This is a genomic window from Bradyrhizobium sp. HKCCYLS20291, from assembly GCF_051167715.1.
Taxonomy (GTDB): Bacteria; Pseudomonadota; Alphaproteobacteria; order Rhizobiales; family Xanthobacteraceae; genus Bradyrhizobium.
Window position 1 is genome coordinate 341,128 of the sequence record NZ_JBNPTO010000003.1, and the last position, 19,908, is coordinate 361,035.

17 protein-coding genes are annotated in these 19,908 nt (G+C 66.2%); 8 read left to right on the forward strand and 9 right to left on the reverse strand.

Annotation, left to right across the window (positions count from 1 at the left end; all coding sequences use genetic code 11):
- Positions 1–181: 181 nt before the first annotated feature.
- The 3 genes from ACQR07_RS09490 to ACQR07_RS09500 form a co-directional block, all read right to left on the reverse strand.
- A complete protein-coding gene (locus ACQR07_RS09490) occupies positions 182–2,320 on the reverse strand; it encodes a methyl-accepting chemotaxis protein (RefSeq protein WP_434902036.1) in 2,139 nt (712 codons plus the stop codon).
- Positions 2,321–2,579: 259 nt separating this feature from the next.
- On the reverse strand, positions 2,580–3,311 hold the full coding sequence (locus ACQR07_RS09495) for an outer membrane protein (protein ID WP_434902037.1): 732 nt from the start codon (positions 3,309–3,311) through the stop codon (positions 2,580–2,582).
- Positions 3,312–3,531: 220 nt separating this feature from the next.
- Positions 3,532–3,843: a hypothetical protein gene (locus tag ACQR07_RS09500; RefSeq protein ID WP_434902038.1), complete on the reverse strand. Its 312-nt coding sequence runs from the start codon at positions 3,841–3,843 to the stop codon at positions 3,532–3,534.
- A gap of 292 nt (positions 3,844–4,135) precedes the next feature.
- Between ACQR07_RS09500 and ACQR07_RS09505 the strand changes: the two genes are divergently transcribed.
- Complete coding sequence (locus ACQR07_RS09505; RefSeq protein ID WP_434902039.1) at positions 4,136–6,124, forward strand: methyl-accepting chemotaxis protein; 1,989 nt, start codon at positions 4,136–4,138, stop codon at positions 6,122–6,124.
- A gap of 77 nt (positions 6,125–6,201) precedes the next feature.
- Here ACQR07_RS09505 and ACQR07_RS09510 read toward each other — a convergent pair whose 3' ends face one another.
- Genes ACQR07_RS09510 through ACQR07_RS09520 form a run of 3 tightly spaced genes read right to left on the reverse strand, consistent with a single transcriptional unit; the run spans position 6,202 to position 10,002 of the window.
- Positions 6,202–8,463 (reverse strand): xanthine dehydrogenase family protein molybdopterin-binding subunit, encoded by a 2,262-nt coding sequence (locus ACQR07_RS09510; protein WP_434902040.1) that lies wholly within the window; start codon positions 8,461–8,463, stop codon positions 6,202–6,204.
- On the reverse strand, positions 8,453–9,511 hold the full coding sequence (locus ACQR07_RS09515; protein ID WP_434902041.1) for an FAD binding domain-containing protein: 1,059 nt from the start codon (positions 9,509–9,511) through the stop codon (positions 8,453–8,455). Before ACQR07_RS09515 ends, ACQR07_RS09510 begins: the two co-directional genes overlap by 11 nt.
- Positions 9,508–10,002: a (2Fe-2S)-binding protein gene (locus ACQR07_RS09520; protein ID WP_434902042.1), complete on the reverse strand. Its 495-nt coding sequence runs from the start codon at positions 10,000–10,002 to the stop codon at positions 9,508–9,510. The genes ACQR07_RS09515 and ACQR07_RS09520 overlap by 4 nt, the downstream gene beginning before the upstream one ends.
- A gap of 197 nt (positions 10,003–10,199) precedes the next feature.
- Between ACQR07_RS09520 and ACQR07_RS09525 the strand changes: the two genes are divergently transcribed.
- Positions 10,200–10,817, forward strand: coding sequence for a TetR/AcrR family transcriptional regulator (locus ACQR07_RS09525; RefSeq protein WP_434902043.1), 618 nt, complete (start codon positions 10,200–10,202; stop codon positions 10,815–10,817).
- Between the two features lie 28 nt (positions 10,818–10,845).
- Complete coding sequence (locus ACQR07_RS09530) at positions 10,846–11,340, forward strand: immunity 26/phosphotriesterase HocA family protein (protein WP_434902044.1); 495 nt, start codon at positions 10,846–10,848, stop codon at positions 11,338–11,340.
- 30 nt (positions 11,341–11,370) lie between these two features.
- Here ACQR07_RS09530 and ACQR07_RS09535 read toward each other — a convergent pair whose 3' ends face one another.
- Positions 11,371–12,072, reverse strand: a complete 702-nt coding sequence (locus ACQR07_RS09535) for an alpha/beta fold hydrolase (RefSeq protein WP_434902045.1) — start codon at positions 12,070–12,072, stop codon at positions 11,371–11,373.
- 83 nt (positions 12,073–12,155) lie between these two features.
- Between ACQR07_RS09535 and ACQR07_RS09540 the strand changes: the two genes are divergently transcribed.
- A complete protein-coding gene (locus tag ACQR07_RS09540) occupies positions 12,156–12,404 on the forward strand; it encodes a hypothetical protein (RefSeq protein ID WP_434902046.1) in 249 nt (82 codons plus the stop codon).
- Positions 12,405–12,875: 471 nt separating this feature from the next.
- On the opposite strand, the gene ACQR07_RS09545 is transcribed toward ACQR07_RS09540, so the two are convergent.
- Entirely contained in the window at positions 12,876–13,676 is an 801-nt protein-coding gene (locus ACQR07_RS09545) for an IclR family transcriptional regulator domain-containing protein (protein ID WP_434902047.1), read from the reverse strand.
- Between the two features lie 210 nt (positions 13,677–13,886).
- Here ACQR07_RS09545 and ACQR07_RS09550 point away from each other — a divergent pair, with 210 nt between their 5' ends.
- From ACQR07_RS09550 to ACQR07_RS09560, 3 genes are all read left to right on the forward strand, one after another.
- Entirely contained in the window at positions 13,887–15,245 is a 1,359-nt protein-coding gene (locus ACQR07_RS09550) for a Rieske 2Fe-2S domain-containing protein (RefSeq protein WP_434902048.1), read from the forward strand.
- Between the two features lie 265 nt (positions 15,246–15,510).
- Positions 15,511–16,950 (forward strand): glutamine synthetase family protein, encoded by a 1,440-nt coding sequence (locus tag ACQR07_RS09555; RefSeq protein ID WP_434902049.1) that lies wholly within the window; start codon positions 15,511–15,513, stop codon positions 16,948–16,950.
- A 26-nt stretch (positions 16,951–16,976) separates the two neighbouring features.
- Entirely contained in the window at positions 16,977–17,258 is a 282-nt protein-coding gene (locus tag ACQR07_RS09560; protein WP_434902050.1) for a hypothetical protein, read from the forward strand.
- An 8-nt stretch (positions 17,259–17,266) separates the two neighbouring features.
- On the opposite strand, the gene ACQR07_RS09565 is transcribed toward ACQR07_RS09560, so the two are convergent.
- Entirely contained in the window at positions 17,267–17,971 is a 705-nt protein-coding gene (locus ACQR07_RS09565; RefSeq protein WP_434902051.1) for an SDR family oxidoreductase, read from the reverse strand.
- Positions 17,972–18,257: 286 nt separating this feature from the next.
- Here ACQR07_RS09565 and ACQR07_RS09570 point away from each other — a divergent pair, with 286 nt between their 5' ends.
- Positions 18,258–19,862, forward strand: coding sequence for a hybrid sensor histidine kinase/response regulator (locus ACQR07_RS09570; RefSeq protein ID WP_434902052.1), 1,605 nt, complete (start codon positions 18,258–18,260; stop codon positions 19,860–19,862).
- The last annotated feature ends 46 nt before the right edge of the window (positions 19,863–19,908 follow it).

Sequence of the window (19,908 nt, forward strand, 5' to 3'; positions counted from 1 at the left end):
CCTCATGGTTCGAGACGCGCCGCAAGGGCGGCGCTCCTCACCATGAGGGGTGAGAGTGTGCATGGGGACCGAGAGTTTGAGCTTCAATCCGTGGCTCGCCGGCCGCAGAGCGGCCTTCACCTCCTCGCCCTGAGGAGCCCGCCGCAGGCGGGCGTCTCGAAGGGCGAGGCCCGGATCGCAACTACGCCGCCCTGATGTTTCTCAGGAACGCGTCGACCTCGGCGCGCAAGGTGTCGGCCTCGCGGCGCAGCGCCTCCGAGGCGCTCAGCACCTCGTTGGCGGAGGTGCCGGCCTGAGCCGAGGCGCTGGACACGCCGGTGATGTTGTCGGAGACCTCGCTGGTGCCTGAGGCCGCCTGCTGAATGTTGCGGGCGATCTCGTGCGTCGCGGTGCCCTGCTGCTCGACGGCGGCGGCGATCGCGGTCGTGACGTTGTCGATCTCGGCGATGGTGCCGCCGATGTTGCGGATGGCCGTCACCGCCGACGAGGCCACCTGCTGCATGCTGGCGATCTGGGTGCGGATCTCGTCGGTGGCCTTGGCGGTCTGGCTGGCGAGGCTCTTCACCTCCTGGGCGACCACGGCGAAGCCACGGCCGGCCTCGCCGGCGCGCGCCGCCTCGATGGTGGCGTTGAGCGCGAGCAGATTGGTCTGCGAGGCGATCGCCTGGATCAGATCGACGACCACGCTGACACGGCTCGCATTGTCGGCGAGGCCCTGCATCGTGGAGTCGGTGGCGCCGGCCTCTTCGACCGCCTTCTTGGCGATCTGCGCCGAGGTCACGACCTGGCGGCCGATCTCCGCGATCGAGGACGACAGCTCCTCGGTGCCGGCCGAGACGGTCTGCACGTTGACCGACGTCTGCTCGGCAGCGGCGGCGACGGCGTTGACCAGCGAATTGGACTGATCGGCGGTCTGCGACATGCTCTGCGCGGTCGTCTGCATCGCCGAGGCGGAGCTTTGCAGATTGCCGAGTGCACTCTGCACCGTCGCTTCGAACTCGGCGATCCGAGCCTCCATGCGACTGGCGCGCTGCGCCTTGGCGGCATTCTCGCGGTCCTGCTCGGCGGCGAGCGTGCGGGCCTGGATCATGTTGTCGCGGAACACCTGCAGGGTGTCGACCATGGCGCCGATCTCGTCGCGATGTTTCGAGGTGGCGATCTCGCTGTCGAGGTCGCCGCTCGACAGCGTCTGCATCGCCTGCTGCAGCCGCTTGATGCGGCGCAGGATGTTGCCGCCGACATAGAGCCAGACGAACAGCACCGAGCCGAGCAGGGTGGCGGCGCCCGCGCCGACCATGCCCAGCGTCCCGAGCTCGATCTGGCGTCCGGCCGTGGTGGTCGCGCCTTCGGTCGACTTGCGCACGCCCTCGACCAGCTGCTGGACGCTGATGTCGAGGCCGACATTGAGCTTGCGCGTCTCCTCCAGCACGGTCTGGCCGTAATCGTTGGCGTCGAGCTCCTTCTCACGGGTCTTGAACACGCGACCCTTGCCCTCGCCGAGCGCGGCGAGCTTCATCGCGGCATCCTGGATGGCCTTGGTGCCGCGGCCGGATGGCAGCAGTTCGAGATTGGATTTCAACTGAGCCAGCGCGTCCTTGAACTGCCGCTCGATCGTGTCGAGCGTGTCGCCGTCATTGGCGGACAGCGCGGCTGCCATCTGCGCCACGATCAGATTGCCGGAGGCCGTCACATTGCCGAGCTGCTCGACGAACCGCGCCGCCGCGGTCGCATCATCAGCCGACACCTCGGCGGCACCTAGCACGGCGTTGAGCTGGGTCTGGGCGTCCAGCATCGGCTCGTTCGCCGCCTTGGTGAACTCCTCCTGCGCCTTGCGCAGCGCGCCATACTGCTGGTTGTGCGTAGCTGCGACGGCCAGCCGCTCGCGGGCCGCCGACACCAGGCTCTGATTGGCCTCGTTGATGTTCTTGATCGTCTCACCGAGCGGCGCCAAGATGCTCTTCTCGGCGCCGAGCGCGATGATCTCCGCGAGCCGCTCCTGCGTGACCTTCTGGATCTCCTGCATCTTCTTCAGGCGGTCGTTGAGGGCGTCCTCGTTCTGCGATCCCAGCAGCGCCGGGCCGAGGCTTGCAAGGCTCGAGCTCTGCGCCAGCAGCTGCAGGCTGGCAGTGAGGCGGGGAATGTCGCGGCCCGACAGCTCGACCATGGTCCCGCCGATCTGCCGCAGCATCAGCCCGGCGGCGACGCTGATCGCGATCGCCATGCCGGCAATCACCGCAAAGGCCGCGAACAAGCTGCCGCGGACACCCCATTTGGGTCGCAGGACTCCGATTGCTCTGCCGATCCCGAACCGAATTGCCATCCTTGTTCCCCCGAACGCACGCGACTTGACGCTGAAACTTTGCGGGCAGTATCGCGGGAGCGAGTTAACAAATGGAGGAAAATACCGTAGCGGGGGCTGATCTTTCTCACAAATCAGCTTTTCACCACGCGGAGTTTAACGCTTTGATCATGATTCGCGGGTCCGCGCCGTGATTGCGCAATCATGGTCACGAGCAAACAACGAAGGCCGGCATCGCTGCCGGCCTTCGTGTCGTTTGTTGTTGTCAGACGCCTGTTGATCAGTAGCGAGCGGCGACTGGCGCGCCCCAATTGAAGCGATAGTTCACGCCGGCCTTGAAGGTGTGATCGTCGGTGGTGAAGCTGCCGGTCGGGACCAGCGCGGCGGGCGCTACGAAGGCGGCGCTGCCGAAATTGTAGTACTGATATTCGGCCTTGGCCGACCAGCTCGGCGCGAACATGTATTCGACGCCGCCGCCGACGGTCCAGCCGTTGCGGTGGTCGCCCGACGTCGCGAAGGCGACCGGGACGCCGGCGAGCGTTACCTTCTCGTTGTTGTCCGAATAGGCGTAGCCGCCCTTCACGTAGACCAGGCCCGGGCCCCAGGTGTAGCCGAAGCGGCCGGTGATCGAGCCGAGGCCGCGCTGGCTGTTGGTATAGACGTAGCCGCCGGGGAACGCCGCGCCGACGCTGCCGCCGACCCAGCTGTACTGGCCTTCGGCACCGATCACCCAGGTCGGTGCGAACTGCCAGTCGGCGCCGACCTGGACGCCGCCCAGGAAGCGGCCGTTCGAGTTGTTGCCGGTGGCAAGGCCGGAGAAATTGTTGTCGCTGGAGAATGCGCCGCCGAGATGGGCGCCGAGATAGAAGCCGGTCCAGTTGTAGATCGGGGCCACGTAGGCCGGCGCCTTGGCGGCGTAGGGATAGGTCCGGGCGCCGAGATCGGCGGCAACAGCGGACTGGGCCGAGGCGAGCGCGGCAAGGGCAACGGTTGCGAACAGGATCTTCTTCATGGCGTGTCTCCAACACTCAACTAACAAGGCTCGCGCATCGCGCGCCGTCGATGGATCGGAGATAGATCGCTTTCGCGTAAAATGCTGTCACCGGCGCAGCACACCGGTCTCGAACCCAACCGGACCAGGACCAAACGTCTTCTCATAGTTAGCAAGGTCCTAACGAGATCAGAGTCCGGCACGAGCGAAGCCTGCAGCTGTGCCGTCGCGGCACAACTGGTTAAGGGGCGTTAAGAGCTTGGTGCAGGGTGGCGACGGCCTCGCGCAGCTGCTCGCGATGAATCACGTCATCCTTCGGCAGCGACGTGATGCTTGCGGCCATCTCGTTCAGAATCGCGGCCAGTAGTCCGTAGTTCAGATGCATGTGAATTGATTTGCGGATTTCCTCGGGCCCCGGCCTCTCCAGGGTCAAGGCCAGTCCGGTGGTTTCGAGACGGGCTTCGAAGCGGGACGAGTGCTCGAACGTGCCGGCATAGAACTTGTCGGGATATTCCAGCGCGATCTCGGCCTTGTCGGGAATCGGTTTCGGCATGATGGCTCCTTGGAGGGCAAGAGCCGCATCCTTGCCCAAGCGCGAGCCGGCCGCCTTGCGCCAGGTCAGGGGCCGGCGAGCGAAGCGCGCAGATGTAGCCACCGGGGGCGCGCGCAGCGCCGAGACCGCAATTCTACGGAGGAGAAAATTTACACAACTTGAACACGACCTGTTCATCCTGACGCGGTTGAATTCGACGCCGGCATTCCCAGCCGTGATCTCGTCAATGGAGACGGGGCTGGCTTACCTTTAACCCCGATCACGGGGTCCAACCGGGAATGATTTGTTCGCCATGAAGACGCGCCTCTCGATTTCCGCGATCATCGCGGTGTTTGGCCTCGTGCTCGCGCTCGGCTTCGGTGCCGTGGTCCTGACCAGCGCCTATGCGCTGCGCGAGCTGAAGGTCGGCGGGCCGCTCTACAGCAAGATCAAGCTGGGCAACGATCTGGTGGCCGACATTCTGCCGCCGCCGGAATATGTGCTGGAAGCCTATCTCGAAGCGACGCTGGCGCTGCGCAATCCCAAGAACGCGGATGAGCACGTCAAGAAGCTGGCGCAGCTCAAGAAGGACTATGAGGATCGCAAGACGTTCTGGGCCGGCTCGGCGCTCGAGCCCGATCTGAAGACGCTGCTGGTCGACCGATCCGATGCCGAGGTCCGCAAGTTCTGGCAGGCCGCCGAAGGCGAGCTCGTCCCGGCGCTGCGCGCCGGCGACATGACGAAGGCCGATGCGGCCTATGCCCGGCTGAGCGGCGCATACGCCGCACATCGCGCCTTCATCGACGTGCTGGTCGAAAAGGCCAACAAGCTGAATTCGGACATCGAAGCCCAGGCCGCGGACCAGGATCGCAGCATCTCTGTCGTGGTCTGGACCGTCGCCGGCATCGTCCTGGCGCTGGTGGTCGGCGGCATGACGGGCCTGGTGATGGGCGTGGTCCGTCCGCTGTCGCGCATGACCGGCCTGATGCGGCGGATCGCGACCGGAGAGCTGTCGGCCGACATTCCCTATTCGCAGCGTGGCGACGAGATCGGGGCGATGGCGCGCGCGCTCAGCATTTTCAAGAACAACGCGCTGGAGAACGGCGAGTTGCGCGACAAGCAGGAGCGTGATCGCACCGAGGCGGAGCAGGTGAAGAAGAGGGCCATGCTCGACATGGCCGAGGTGATCGAGCGCGAGACCGGCACGTCGGTCGAGGCGGCAGCGGGGGCGTCGCGCCAGGTCGAGGCGGTCGCCAGCGGTCTTTCGGACCTCGCCCATGAACTATCGTCGGACGCGCAGTCCGTCGCGGCGGCCTCCGAGCAGTCGCTCGCCAATGCCCAAACCGTGTCGGCGGCGTCCGAGCAGCTCAGCTCGGCGATCCGTGAAATCTCGAGCCAGGTTGCGCGCGCCAGCACCATCACCAAATCGGCCGTCACCGGACGTGAGAAGGCGAAGTCGACGATGATGTCGCTGACCAAGGCGGTCGACAAGATCGCCGAGGTCTCGAACCTGATCGGCGGCATCGCCGAGCAGACCAATCTGCTGGCGCTCAACGCCACCATCGAGGCGGCCCGTGCCGGCGATGCTGGGCGCGGCTTCGCAGTGGTTGCGGCGGAGGTCAAGTCGCTGTCCGATCAGACCGCCAAGTCGACGGAGGAGATCTCGCGCCTGATCGGCGAGGTGCAGACCACCACGCAGGCGACCATCGACGTGGTCGAAGGCATCGGCAGCCAAATTGCCGAGATCGACGAGGTGGCGGCCTCGATCGCCGCCGCGATGGAGGAGCAGCACGCGGCGACCCAGGAAATCAGCCGGTCGGTTCACTCCTCGGCCGATGCCGCGCGCGATGTCTCGGCGAAGATCGGCAATGTCGGCAAGGACGCCGGGATGGTCAACGATCGCGCCGCCGAGGTGCGCGGCGCGATCGGCAATGTGGCCTCCAGCCTGACGGCGCTGAAGGCCACGCTGGTGAAGGTGGTCAGGACCACCACGACGGAGGCGGATCGCCGGCAGTCGCCGCGGCTCAGATCGAGCCTGCCGATCAAGGTCGTCGACGATCGCAAGGGCCCCGTAAAAGCCGATCTGGTGGATATCTCCGAAGGCGGCGCCTGGTTCCGCTTCCAGCCCGAGGGGAGCATCGGCGATCGCGGCGTCATGGAATTCAGCGGCTTCGACGGCAGTGTGGCCTATGAGGTCCGTGGTCGCGACAAGGACGCGCTGCATGTCGAGTTCGAGCCGGGCCAGAACCGCGAGGCGTTCCTGTCGTGGTTCAGGCGGACCTTCGCGCGGCAGGCGGCGTGATGTTACGATGACGAGCGGAAGGCGCGCTCCGGGTGAGCGCGCCTTTTGTCATTTGGAGAGGCGACGCGGGGTTCAGCTCACCGCTTCACCAGATCAGCGATCCGCACCGGGAAGCGCCTGACGCGAATGCCCGTCGCATGCGCCACCGCGTTGGCGACGGCGCCTGCCGAGCCGGTGATGCCGATCTCGCCGACGCCCTTGATGCCGAGCGGGTTCACGAACGGATCGTGCTCCGCGACGGTGAACGCTTCGATCGCCGGTACGTCGGCATTCACCGGCACATGATACTCGCCGAGATTGGCGTTCATGATCCGCCCGGTGCGGCGGTCGGTGACCGCCTCCTCGTGCAGCGCCAGCGAGATGCCCCAGATCATGCCGCCGATCAGTTGGCTGTTCACCAGCTTCGGATTGATGATCCGCCCCGCCGCGAAGGCGCCGACCATGCGCGTCACCCGCACCTGGCCGAGATCGGGGTCGACCTTCACCTCTGCGAAGACGGCGCCGTGCGAATGCATCGCGTATTGCTCGTTGGCGGCCGGATCCGGCACGCCGCTGCCCGAGCCCTCGACTTGGTCGAGGCCCGCGCGCGCGAGGATGTCGGCATAGCTCTCGCCGCGACCCTCGTCGTCACGCCGCAGCAGCCGCCCCTGGCGCGCGATTACGCCCGCATTGCCGGCGCCGAACAGCGGCGAGCGCTGATCCGAGGTGGCCAGTTCGGCGAGCTTGGCGATGACCGCCGCGCCGGCGTTGTGGATCGCGGTTCCAACGGTTGCGGTGTGCGCCGAGCCGCCGGCGATGCCGGCATCGGGCAGATCGGAGGTGCCGGCCTTGAAGGTGACCTGATCGCGCTCCAGCGCCAGCGAGTCGGCTGCGATCTGCGCGAACGCGGTCCATGCGCCCTGGCCCATGTCGTGGGCGCCGCTCTCGACGATGCCGCTGCCGTCGCGCCGGATCACGGCGCGCGCCTGGCCGGCGAACATCAGCGCATGGAACGTCGCGGTGCCCATGCCCCAGCCGACCAGGAAGCCGTCCTTGTCGCGCATCATCCGCGGCTGCAGCGGCCGCTTCCCCCAGCCGAAACGTTCAGCGCCTTGGGTGTAGCAGTCACGCAGCGCCTTGGAGGAGAACGGCTTGCCGGTCGAGGGCTCGACCTCGGCATAGTTCTTCACCCGGAACGCCAGCGGATCGAGGCCGCAGGCCTCGGCCATCTCGTCGACCGCGCTCTCAAGCGCGATCGATCCCGGCGCGATGCCCGGCGCGCGCACGAACAGCGGCGTGCCGGTGTCCATGCGGACTGCGTCGTACGTCGTGGCGATCGCTGGCGCGGCATACAGCGTGTGCGTGAGATGCGCCGCGGACTCGTAGAAGTCCTCGAAGCTCGAGGTCGCGACCCGGGCGTGATGATGAATGCCCGCGAGCTGCCCCGCGGCGCTGGCGCCGAGCCGCAAAGTCTGCCTTGTCGGCGAGCGGTGGCCGAACGGGCCGTAGAGCTGCTCGCGGCGAACGACGAGCTTGACCGGACGCCCGGTCATCTTCGCGGCGAGAATGCCGAGGATCTGCGGGCCGGCGATGAAGCCCTTGCCGCCAAAACCGCCGCCGAGAAACGGGCTGCGGATCAGGATGTTCTCCGGGGCAATCCCGAACAGCTCCGCAAGGCGGCCGCGCATCATCACGAGGCCCTGGGTCGGCGTGTCCACGACGAGCTTGTCGCCCTGCCATTCCGCGACGATGGCATGCGGCTCCATCGCGTTGTGATAATGCGGCGGCGTCTCATACGTCGCCGTGACCTGCTTGTCGCTGCCGGCGAGCGCGGCCTCGACGTCGCCATGGTGGCTCTCGGCGGGAAAGCCCATGCCGACGACCGGCGGCACATAGGCCTTGCTGGCATCGAGGCCGATGCGCGCCGGCTCGGCCTGATAGCGCGGGGCGAGCAGTGCGGCCCCTTCGGTCGCAGCTTCGAGGCTTTCGGCAACCACGACCGCGATCACCTGGTTGGCGTAGCGTACGCGGTCGTTCTGCAGCGCTTCGAATCGGAACGCGAACGGGTTCGGCTTGCCGTCGGGATCGGCAGCCAAAGCAGGACGGTTGGCCGAGGTCATCACCTCGACCACGCCCGGATGCGCCTTGGCCGCGTCGACGTCCAGCGCGGTAACGCGGCCACGCGCGATGCTGGAGACGGCCAGCACCGCATAGAGCAGGCCGGGCGGATTGTTGTCGGCGGCGTAGGTCGCGCGCCCAGTGACCTTGGCGAGACCATCCACGCGCGACAGCGGCTGGCCGATGTTGGAGCCGTGGCGGATGTGGGCGGGATCGCGGGTCGGGTTGAGCTCAGGCGTCATGAAGCACTCCTGGAACGGAGGAGAAGGGAGAGGCCGGCAGCGCCGGCATGCGCGATGGCGTGCCCTGGGCAGCAGCGGCCAGCGCGCGCACGATCAGCTGGCGTGCGAGTGGGATCTTGTAGGCGTTGTCGCCGGAGGCGTTCGCCGCGCCGAGCGCAGCGTCCGCAGCCTGCTCGAACACGCGTGCATCGGCCTTCTGTCCAGCGATCAGAGATTCCGCCTCGTGCGCGCGCCACGGCTTGGCCGCGACGCCGCCGAGCGCGAGACGCGCTTGCCTGATGCTGCCGTCCTCGATCACCAGGCCAGCCGCAGCGGAGACGATGGCGAACGCGTAGGAATTGCGCTCGCGGACCTTCAGATAGCGCGCATGCCTGGCGAAGGCGCGCGCGGCGGCGGGCAGGCGGATCGCGACGATGATCTCGCCAGGCGCGAGCACGGTCTCATGCTCCGGCGTGGTGCCGGGCAACAGATGCAGCGCGTCCAGCGCGACTTCGCGCCGACCGGCCGCGCCTTCGATTTCGACGACGGAATCGAACGCCGCGAGCGGCACGCAGAAGTCGGACGGGTTGGTCGCGATGCAGGCCTCGCTCCAGCCGAGCACGGCGTGCTGGTGGTTGTCGCCATCGCGGGCATCGCAGCCCGCGCCGGGGTTGCGCTTGTTGCAGGCCGACGCCGTGTCGTAGAAATAGGCGCAGCGCGTCCGCTGCAGCAGATTGCCGCCGACGGTCGCAGCATTGCGCAGCTGCGCGGATGCGCCCGACAGCAGCGCCTCCGCCACCGCCGGATAATCGCGCGCAAAGCTTGCGTCATGGGCGAGATCGGCATTACGCACCAGCGCGCCGATCCTGAGATCGCCGCTGCCTGACGTCTCGATCCGCGTCAGCTCCTTGATCTCTGTGATGTCGACCAGCCGCGCCGGCCTGACGACATTGCCCTTCATCAGGTCGAGCAGATTGGTTCCCGAGGCGAGATAGGCCGCGCCCGGCGCGCTGGCCGCCGCGATCGCGTCTGCGACCGTTGTCGGCTTGACGTAATCGAACCGGTTCATGCCGCGCGCTCCTTGTCATTGGCGAGCGTCGCCTGGGCGTCGAGCACCGCCTCGACGATCCCGACATAGGCGCTGCAGCGGCACAGATTGCCGCTCATGCCCTCGCGCACGCGCTCGGGATCATTGCCGGCGTGGCCTTCTTGGATGAGGCCGACCGCGCTCATGATCTGGCCCGGCGTGCAGAAGCCGCATTGCAGGGCGTCGTGGGCGATGAACGCCTCCTGCACGGGATGCAGCTGATCACCCTGCGCGAGGCCTTCGATGGTGGTGATGGCGGCGCCGTCGAGACTGACGGCGAGCGTCAGGCAGGAATTGATGCGGCGGCCGTCGACCAGGACGGTACAGGCGCCGCACTGGCCGCGGTCGCAGCCCTTCTTGGTGCCGGTGAGGTGGAGGCGCTCGCGCAGGAGGTCGAGCAGCGTGACCCTGGGGTCGTCGAGCGCAAGGGTTCGCGGCTCACCGTTGACGGTGAGTCTGACAGTCCAATTCATGCGTTGTTCCGATCGAAGCGATGGCCTAATCGGATCGCAGCGAACGCCGCCTTACGGGCGGTCGTCCGTCCAGATCCAGCGACCGCGGGACGACGAGCTGAGCAAGGTTGGCTGTCCCGGGTGGCAGGTCTAGTTATACGGAGGCATCCTCCGTTTAGCAAGGGGACATGAACGGTCCGTCATCAAGAGCTGGTGAGATGGAGACGAAACCACAAGAGCGCCATCGCAAGCCGCGCGCCGACGCGCAGCGCAACCGCGAGCGCGTGCTGGAGGCGGCCAAGGCGGTGTTCAGCGTCGGCGGCGCCGAGGCCAGCCTGGAGGCGGTGGCACGCCAGGCCGGCGTCGGCATCGGCACGCTGTATCGCCATTTCCCCACCCGCGACGACCTGTTCGAAGCGGTGTATCGCCGCGAGGTCGAGCAGCTCGCCGAGCTTGCCGAAGAGCTGAAGGCCGAGCCGTCGCCGGTCGAGGCGCTCAGGCGCTGGCTGCGCTCGACGGTGCAGTTCGTCGCGACCAAGAAGGGCATGATCGCGGCGCTGGCGATCGTGATGAACGCCAATTCCGAACTCATCGCCTATTCGCAGGGCCATCTCACCCGCTCGATCGGCGCGCTGCTCGTCCGCGCCGTCGATGCCGGCGAGATCCGCAGCGACATCAGCGCAGACGACGTCCTCCGCGCCCTGATCGGCATGTGCTACATGCACGACCAGACCGGCTGGCAACAAAGCGTGCTGCGGCTGCTGGATGTGTTCGTGGACGGGATGAAGGTGGGGAAGCCCAGCGCGACAGCTTCGTCAACTGACGGAAGCTCTTAGCCAACGTTATGCGGCAGGTTCAGTGGCAGTGAAGCAGACCTATCGTGAAGGCGCTGTTTTCCTGGTCCCGCTCAGAGACGGCGGGTTTGCGCGCGGCGTTGTGGCCCGCACGCCGCTGCGGGCTCGCAAGATATTGCTCGGCTATTTCTTCGGACCGCGGCTGATCTCTCGCGAAGCTGCATCCTTTGCGCAACTCGCCGCTCGGGACGCGATCTTGTTTGCTCGCTGCGGAGATCTTCGACCAATTGACGGCTCGTGGCCGGTGCTGGGCGGTCACCCCAGCTGGAATCGTTCGGACTGGCCGTTTCCCGATTTCGTTCGTCGTGATCCGCTGACCTCACGCGCCTATCTCGTCCGCTATCTGGATACGGATCCAAGGAAGATCGAATTTGAACGACCGATCGATCCCGACTGCGACTTGCCTAGGGACGGCCTTTGGGGATCCGGTGCAGTCGAACTGATACTGACGAAGCTGCTCGCGGCTTCTCGTCCGGATGGCGGACGAGCCACGGACCTGTCCTGACCAGGCCTGCACTCGCGTCATCCCGGGGCGTCACCCTCGCAGCCACTCCATCAGCGCCTGCGCCGTTTCCTCCGGCTGCTCGGGTTGCGGCAGGTGGCCGCAATTGTCGAGCACGACCAGCCAGCTGCCGCTGATGCCGTCGGCCATCTCCTTTGACAAGGTGTTGGGAATGGTGTTGTCGGTGTCGCCGGTCAGTACCAGCGTCGGACAGCGGATCGCGGTCAGCGTCGGTCGCGAGTCCGGGCGGCCCATGATCGCGGTGAGCTGCCGGATGAAGCCGAGGACGCCGACCTCCTCGGCCATGTCGTGCACCATCTGGCGCAGCCGCGGATCGTCCTGGCGCGAGGGATGCACGAAGCCTGCGAACAGCTCGTCGACCACGGTGTGATAGTCGCCGTCCTTCGCGCGCGTGATCATGGTGCGGCGGCGTGCGCTCGCCTCCGGCGTATCCGGCCGCGCCTGGGTGTTGATCAGCGCCAGCCTGGAGACGCGCTCCGGCGCCTGGCGCATGATCTCGAAGGCGATGTAGCCGCCCATCGAATGGCCCGCGAGCGCGAAGCGCGGCGGCGCCTCGGCCAGGATGTGGCGGGCGATGCCGGCCATGCTGTCATCGCGGATGTGGTTCGCCACCATGACAGGCCCGAGCCGCCACAGCGCCGGGATCACCGGCGCATAGATGCGGGGCGACGATATCAGCCCGGGCACCAGCACGAGCGGCAGCGCATCAGTCATGGCTCTTCCCCCTGGAACGGCGTTTCGTATGTCGAAGCGGGTGTTGCTCGCCCGTCATGCTATTTACGCGCGAGATGCTGCCGATGTCCAACGAAGTCCTGCGCTTCGCGCTGCGTCGCCGCAGCGACGATCTCGTCTACGGCTTTGCCCGCACGATGTGCCCCGACGGCGGCGCCGGCTTCAAGCGCGCCGACGGTGACTGCCGGCTGCGGCGCTCGCGGCAATCTGATGGCGGCGCCAGCGTTTGCGCCGGGTGCGGCGCATCTGATTACTACCGGTCGGAACGTGCGACGCGTGCAAGTAGCGTGATGTTACCAGCCGGTTACAAGTAATCGTGGCGGTGGGAACCTGGCGCCACGACAATATCACGTCCGTGGCAGCCGGTATGAACGGGCAGCGAGCAGCCATCGAAGCTAATTAGTTGTGGCTGTCGAAAGGCGTCGCCAGGATTCGACCACATGTCGATCTGCAACTAATAGATAGCGTGACGGGATTCGAACTACTTAAGCGCTCATGGCGCGGCGGTACGATATTGGATGACTGAGGTCATCTGAAGATCCGACGATGACAGGGCATGCCGGCGTCATCGCGCGCTGTCGGTTGCCGGATTCGCGCCGGTGTGCGACCGACCTCCTCCGTCGGGGCGCGCCCGAAGGATGCTGGACGATGGTGGGCGGTGTGCCCGTGCTGTCAGGATGGTCTGCCGGACTGGTGCCGTTCGTGCGCCGGCGCTGCCGATCTCGGTGCGCAAGGTTGCGGCTGGTCCCGTGCGGCTTCGTGCGAAGCCGGCACCTTCGATGTCGTCAAACGAGCAGCGGCTGGGCGGCTGCGGCGAGCTTGTTCAGGAGCGGGAGAAAGCGCTCCTTCATCTCGTCGGTCGTGATGCGGTCGACATGCCCGCCGATATTGGCTGCGGCGACGATGCCGCCGTCGTAGCGGCGGACCGGCACCGAGATCGAGCGGAAGCCCTCCTCGGCCTCGCCGTCGACCAGCGAGTAGCCATCGCTGCGAACGGCGGATATCGCTGCGATCAGCGCCGCCTTGTCGGTGACGGTCTGCGGCGTCATCGCCGTGAGCGTCATGCGCTCGATCGCCTCGCGCAACTGGTCGTCGGGCATTCGGCTGAGCAGCGCGCGACCCACCGAGGTACAGTAGGCCGGTAGCCGGTAGCCGATGTCGAGCCCCGTGGAGAACATCCGCGTCGCTGATGCGCGCGCGATGAACACGACCTGATCACCGTCGAGAACGGCAAGCGAGCAGACCTCGCGGGCCTCGGCCGCGGTCGCGTCCATCAGCGGCTGCATCACGGTGTTGATCTGGTTCGATGCGAGGTAGCTCGATGCCAACAGCAGCACGCGCGGCGTCAACGAGAACAGCCGGTCGTCGCCATGCACCAGGCCGGAGGCCTTGAGCGTCAGCAGGATGCGCCGCACCGTGGCGCGGGCGAGACCTGTGAGCTCGGCGGCCTTGCTCAACGTCATCGGCCGACCCTCGCGGCTGAAGGCTTGGATCACCCGCAAGCCGCGATCGAGCGCTTCCACAAACTCCGGACCATCGCCCCGAGCTTGCTTCTTCTCCTCCTCAGTCCGCTTTAGTTTCGGCATCGGCCTGACACGATCCATTGTTGTTGTTCTCGGCCGCAGTGAAGCTGCTGTCCCTTCGCCTCTCGGCTTCGGTTGTAGCTTTTTCACTTGCGCTTCCCCCTAGTTAAAGCGAATCTAATCTTGGCGAACATGTGTTCGTGTAACGAACATTATTAGATGATCGCGTGACGACAACGCCCGACTTGCGACGGAACAGGAGAGACGGCCATCATGATGAGCAAGGAGCAGAACGACCTGATTACGCGCATCGGACTCAACGCGCCTGCCGGTAAACTAATGAGGATGTACTGGCAACCGGCCGCCTTGGTAGACGAACTCGCGGGTGAGCGCCCGGTGCGCGCGGTCAAGCTGCTCGGCCAGGACTTCGTGCTCTTCAAGGATGAGCAGGGCCGTTACGGACTGCTCGACCGCGACTGTCCGCATCGCGGCGCCGATCTCGCCTTCGGCCGTCTCGAGAACGGCGGCCTGCGCTGCGCGTTCCACGGCTGGCTGTTCGACGTCGACGGCGCGTGCCTGGAGACCCCTGCGGAACCAGCCGGCTCGCCGCTGTGCCAGAACGTCAAGCAGCGCTCCTATCCGGTGGTCGAGAAGGGCGGCATCCTGTGGGCCTGGCTCGGCGACGGCGCAGCCCCGGCGTTTCCGGATCTCGACTGCTTCACCGCGCCCGACACCTACACCTTCGCCTTCAAGGGCCTGATCGAGTGCAACTGGCTGCAGGCGCTGGAGGTCGGCATCGATCCGGCGCATGCCTCGTTCCTGCACCGCTTCTTCGAGGACGAGGACACCTCGACCGCCTATGGCAAGCAGTTCCGCGGCGCCTCAGCCGATAGCGAGCTGCCGATGACCAAGGTGCTGCGCGAATATGATCGCCCGATCATCAATGTCGAGCGCACCGAGTACGGCCTGCGCATCATCGCCCTGCGCGAGATCGATGCCGAGCGCACCCATGTCCGCGTCACCAATCAGCTGTTCCCGCATGCCTTCGTGATCCCGATGAGCACGGAGATGACGATCACGCAGTGGCACGTGCCGGTCGATGACGAGACCTGCTACTGGTATGCGATCTTCACCAGCTATGGCGCGCCGGTCGACCGTGCGAAGATGCGGGCGCAGCGGCTCGAGCTCTATGAGCTGCCGGACTATCGCTCGCGCAAGAACAAGAACAACGATTACGGCTTCGACCCGCGGGAGCAGGCGACTGAGACCTACACCGGCATGGGCAACGACATCAACGTGCACGACCAGTGGGCGGTGGAGTCGATGGGCCGCATCCAGGACCGCACCCGCGAGCATCTGGGGCAGTCCGACAAGGCGATCATCCAGTATCGCCGCCTGCTGCGCGAGCAGATCGAGACGGTGGCGCGCGGCGAGGCGCCGATGCTGCATCTCGACGCGTCAGCGGCGCGCAGCGTGCAGGGCCCGGCGACGATGGACGGCATCGGCCCGACCCGCGGCTGGGAGACCTACTGGATGGACGTCGACGTCCGCCGCCGCCGCAACGCCCCCTGGGCCGCCCCGGTGCCTGCTGATATCATCCGCCTCGCGCCGCATCTGAGCGCTGCGGAATAGGCTGGGCGTGTTGGGACATCGATCGGCGATCGTGAGAGAAGAGCGGACGGCAAACGCAGTGCGCTCCCTCTCCCCGTTCTTCACGGGGAGAGGGCTGGGGTGAGGGGCAGCCACGGGCACCGACCGTGCGGAGGCCCCCCTCACCCGGATTGCATCTGACGATGCAATCCGGCCTCTCCCCGCAGGCGGGGAGAGGCGGGGACCGAGCCCGCCGCAACGCTGCGGACTCGATTGCGTAATCAGTCATCCTAATTAGGAGCCATCGTTGAGTTTCGTCGCCAAGCATCAGCTGTGGACCGCCGAGCAGGCTGACGCCGCAGCGCGCATGCGCCGTCTTGCCGAGGAGCACGGCCTCACCACCATCCGCTTCTCCTTCCCCGATCAGCACGGCATCCTGCGTGGCAAGGCGCTCACGGTCGACGCCGCGCTGTCCTCGCTCGAGGACGGCTGCTCGATCACCACGACGCTGCTCGCCAAGGACACCTCGCATCGGACGGTGTTCCCGGTGTTCACCGCCGGCGGCGGCTTCGGCATGACGGAGATGCAGGGCGGCAGCGATGCGCTGATGATCGCTGATCCCACGACGTTCCGCGTGCTGCCCTGGGCGCCCGGCACCGGCTGGGTGCTGTGCGATCTGTATTTTTCCAATGGCGCGCCCGTGCCGTTCGCGACACGCAATCTGTTGCGGTCGACGCTCGCGACGCTCGATTCGTGCGGCTATCAGTTCATGGCGGGCCTCGAAGTCGAGTGCCACATCTTCAAGGTCGAGGATCCCAGGCTTGCGCCCGGTGATGCCGGCGCGCCCGGACAGCCCGGCGTGCCGCCGACGGTCAGCCTGCTGACGCAGGGCTATCAGTATCTCACCGAGCAGCGCTTCGATCAGATGGCGCCGGCGCTCGAGATCATCAGGAGCAATCTCGTCGCGCTCGGCCTGCCGCTGCGCTCGATCGAGCTCGAATATGGTCCGAGCCAATGCGAGTTCGTGCTGCAGCCGGGCATCGGCCTCGCACCGGCGGATACGATGGTGCTGTTCCGCAGCGCCGTGAAGCAGATCTGCCAGCGCCATGGCTATCACGCCACCTTTATGTGCCGGCCGCGCATTCCCAACGTGATGTCGTCGGGCTGGCACCTGCACCAGTCGCTGGTGGCGCGCGACGGCAGCAACGCGTTCATGACGGACGAGACGGAGGGCCTCTCCGAGCTCGGCCGCAACTACATGGCGGGCCTGCTCGCGCACGCCCGCGCGTCGGCGCTGTTCTCGACGCCCACGATCAACGGCTACCGGCGCTACCGCGCCTATTCGCTGGCGCCCGACCGCGCCATCTGGGGCCGTGACAACCGCGGCGTCATGATCCGCGTGCTCGGCGGGCCCCGCGACCGCGCCACGCGATTGGAAAACCGCATCGGCGAGCCCGCCGCCAATCCCTATCTCTACATGGCCTCGCAGGTCGCAGCCGGCCTCGACGGCATCGACCGCAAGCTCGATCCGGGCCCCTCGGCCGACGTGCCCTACGAGACCAAAGCAAGCCTGCTGCCGAAATCGCTGCGCGAGGCGGTCGATGCGCTGAAGGACGACGCGTTCTTCCGCAACGCCTTCGGCGCCACCTTCATCGACTACTACACGTTCATCAAGAACGCCGAGATCGAGCGCTTCAATGCCGAGGTCTCCGACTGGGAGCAGCGTGAATATTTCGAGATGTTCTGATATGCGAAGAGGGCTGAAGCACTGACATGATCGATAGCGACAGCTGCGGACCCGGAAGCATGTTCAGGATATACACTGATTTCAATGCCAGCACGACTGAGGACCTCTGCTGGCTCCTCAAGTTCCGCGAGACCGATTTGGCTACCCAAATCGACGAGCTCGACCTGAAAACGGGAGACCGGATCATCTTGTTTCAGGATGAGGATGACTTCGAAGTCATCGCAACGCTCGATATTCGCTATGTCGACATCCTCGGGCGCGATGCATGGGTTGCGATCCCCGATTGGGACACGCTGGTCAGGAAATAGCGTATCCTTCACACACTCCGCGTCAGGCCGCCGTCGACTCGGATGTTCTGGCCGGTGATGTAGGCGGCGCCGTCGGAGGCCAGGAAGGCGATGGTGGCGGCGATCTCCTCGGCCTTGCCGTAGCGGCCCATCGGCACGGTCTTGCGGCGCTCCTCGGTGGCGGGGAGGCTGTCGATCCAGCCAGGCAGCACGTTGTTCATCCGGATGTTGTCGGCCGCATAGGTGTCGGTGAAGATCTTGGTGAACGACGCCAGCCCGGCGCGGAACACCGCCGAGGTCGGAAACATCGAAGACGGCTCGAACGTCCAGGCGGTCGAGATGTTGATGATCGCGCCGCCCTTCTGCGCCTGCATGATCGGCGCCACCAGGCGTGCAGGACGGATGACATTCAGGAGATAAGTATCGAGGCCCGCGTGCCACTGCTCGTCGGTCAATTCCAGGATCGGCGCGCGCGGGCCGTGGCCGGCACTGTTGACCAGCACGTCGATGCGGCCCCAGCGGCTCATGGCGCCGTCGACCAGCCGCTTCAGATCGTCGTTGGACTTGTTCGACCCGGTGACGCCGAGGCCGCCGAGTTCGGCCGCCAGCGCCTCGCCCTTGCCGGACGAGGACAGGATCGCGACGTGAAAGCCGTCACCCACGAGGCGGCGTGCCGCAGCCGCGCCCATGCCGCTGCCTCCGGCGGTGACCAGCGCGACCTTTTGTCCAGCCATGACGATGACTCCTGCCCATTTTCCAAAAAGCGGATCGACGATGTAGCGGTTTGCGCGGGCAGCGTCGAGCCGTCGGCAGCTGACCTCGACCGCTATCGCGATGGTCATCACCGAAACGGTTCCGCGACTCGGCTTCGCATGTTCGTGATCGTCGTTCGCTCTTCCCGCCGCGCAACCCTGCCTCGCGGAACCCGATCCCGGCGAGCGGCATATCGGATGTGCGCTGATTGGAACGCGCGGCGCCGCGCGACGATGGTGTCGCTTTTGGAAGGGCGGAGCAGGGAAGATGTCAGACCACAAGCCGCAGCGCGATCGCGCGGTCGTCGACAGCGGCGATGCATCCGACCTCTCGACCGAGCATCACGACATCTTCTTTGCCGCGGTCGAGACGACGCGGATGCCGATGATCGTCACCGATCCGCGGCAGAACGACAATCCGATCCTGTTCGCGAATCGCGCCTTCCTCGAAATGACCGGCTATGGCATCGGCGAGATCGTCGGAACCAACTGCCGCTTTCTGCAGGGGCCGGACACCGACCGCGAAACCATCGACGCGGTCAGGACGGCGATCGCCAATCGGCAGGACATTGCGGTCGAGATCCTGAACTACCGTAAGAACGGCGCGGCGTTCTGGAACGCGCTGTTCATCAGCCCGGTCTACAACCGCGACGGCGAGCTCGTCTACTTCTTCGCCTCGCAGCTCGACGTGTCGCGCCGGCGCGATGCGGAAAGTGCGCTGGTGCAGTCGCAGAAGATGGAGGCGATCGGCCAGCTCACCGGCGGCATCGCGCACGACTTCAACAACATCCTGCAGGTGATCATCGGCTATACCGAGACCCTGCAGGGCGCCGTCAGCGAGCTCGCCCCGCGGCATCGCCGCGCCGTCGACAACATCCGCTCCGCCGCCAACCGCGCGGCGACCCTGACGCAGCAGCTGTTGTCGTTCGCCCGCAAGCAGCGGCTCGACAGCCGGCCGATCAACCTCAACAACATGATCGAGACGCTGGTGCAGATGGCTCGGCATACGCTCGGCGAGAACGTTCGCATCATCGTCAAGGCGCAGCCCGGCCTGTGGAACAGCCGCGTCGATCAGACTCAGGCTGAGGTCGCGCTGCTCAACCTGTTCGTCAATGCGCGCGATGCCATGCCGCGCGGCGGCACGCTCACCATCCGTACCGAGAACAAGGAGATCTCCGAGGAGGACGTCGTGCGGTTCGGCGTGCCCAAGGGTGGGCGCTACGTGGCGCTGAAGGTCTCCGATGACGGCGTCGGCATCCCGCCCGACATTCTCGCGCGCGTCGCCGAGCCGTTCTTCACCACGAAGGAGGAGGGCAAGGGCACCGGGCTCGGGCTTGCGATGGTCTATGGCTTTACCCGGCAGTCCGGCGGCAGCACCTACATCCACAGCGAGGTCGGACTCGGCACCACCGTGCAGCTGTTGTTTCCTGCGACCGAGCAGGCGATCGCATTGCCGTCGGTGCGGCCGCAGATGGCGATGGATCGCACCGGCAGCGAGCGCATCCTGATCGTGGAGGATCGTGCTGAAGTGGCCGAGCTCGCGCGCTCGATCCTGGAGGATTTCGGCTATCGCACCGAGGTGGCCGAAAACGCGCACGCCGCGCTGGAGCAGTTGGACCTGTCCGTCCGCTTCGATCTGCTGTTCACTGACCTGGTGATGCCGGGCGGCATGAACGGCACCGTGCTGGCGCGCGAGGCGCGCAAGCGCCAGCCGAAATTGAAGGTGCTGCTGACGACCGGCTATTCCGATGCGGCGGTCGAGCGCGCCGACGCCAACATCGGCGAGTTCGAGATCATCAACAAGCCGTACCGGCGCACCGACCTGGTCCGGCGTGTCCGGCAATTGCTCGACGGCCCCACGGGCGTAACCTGATGCAACGCTTGACCCGGCGACTCCTCGCGTCGAAAGTCGGTCTGGA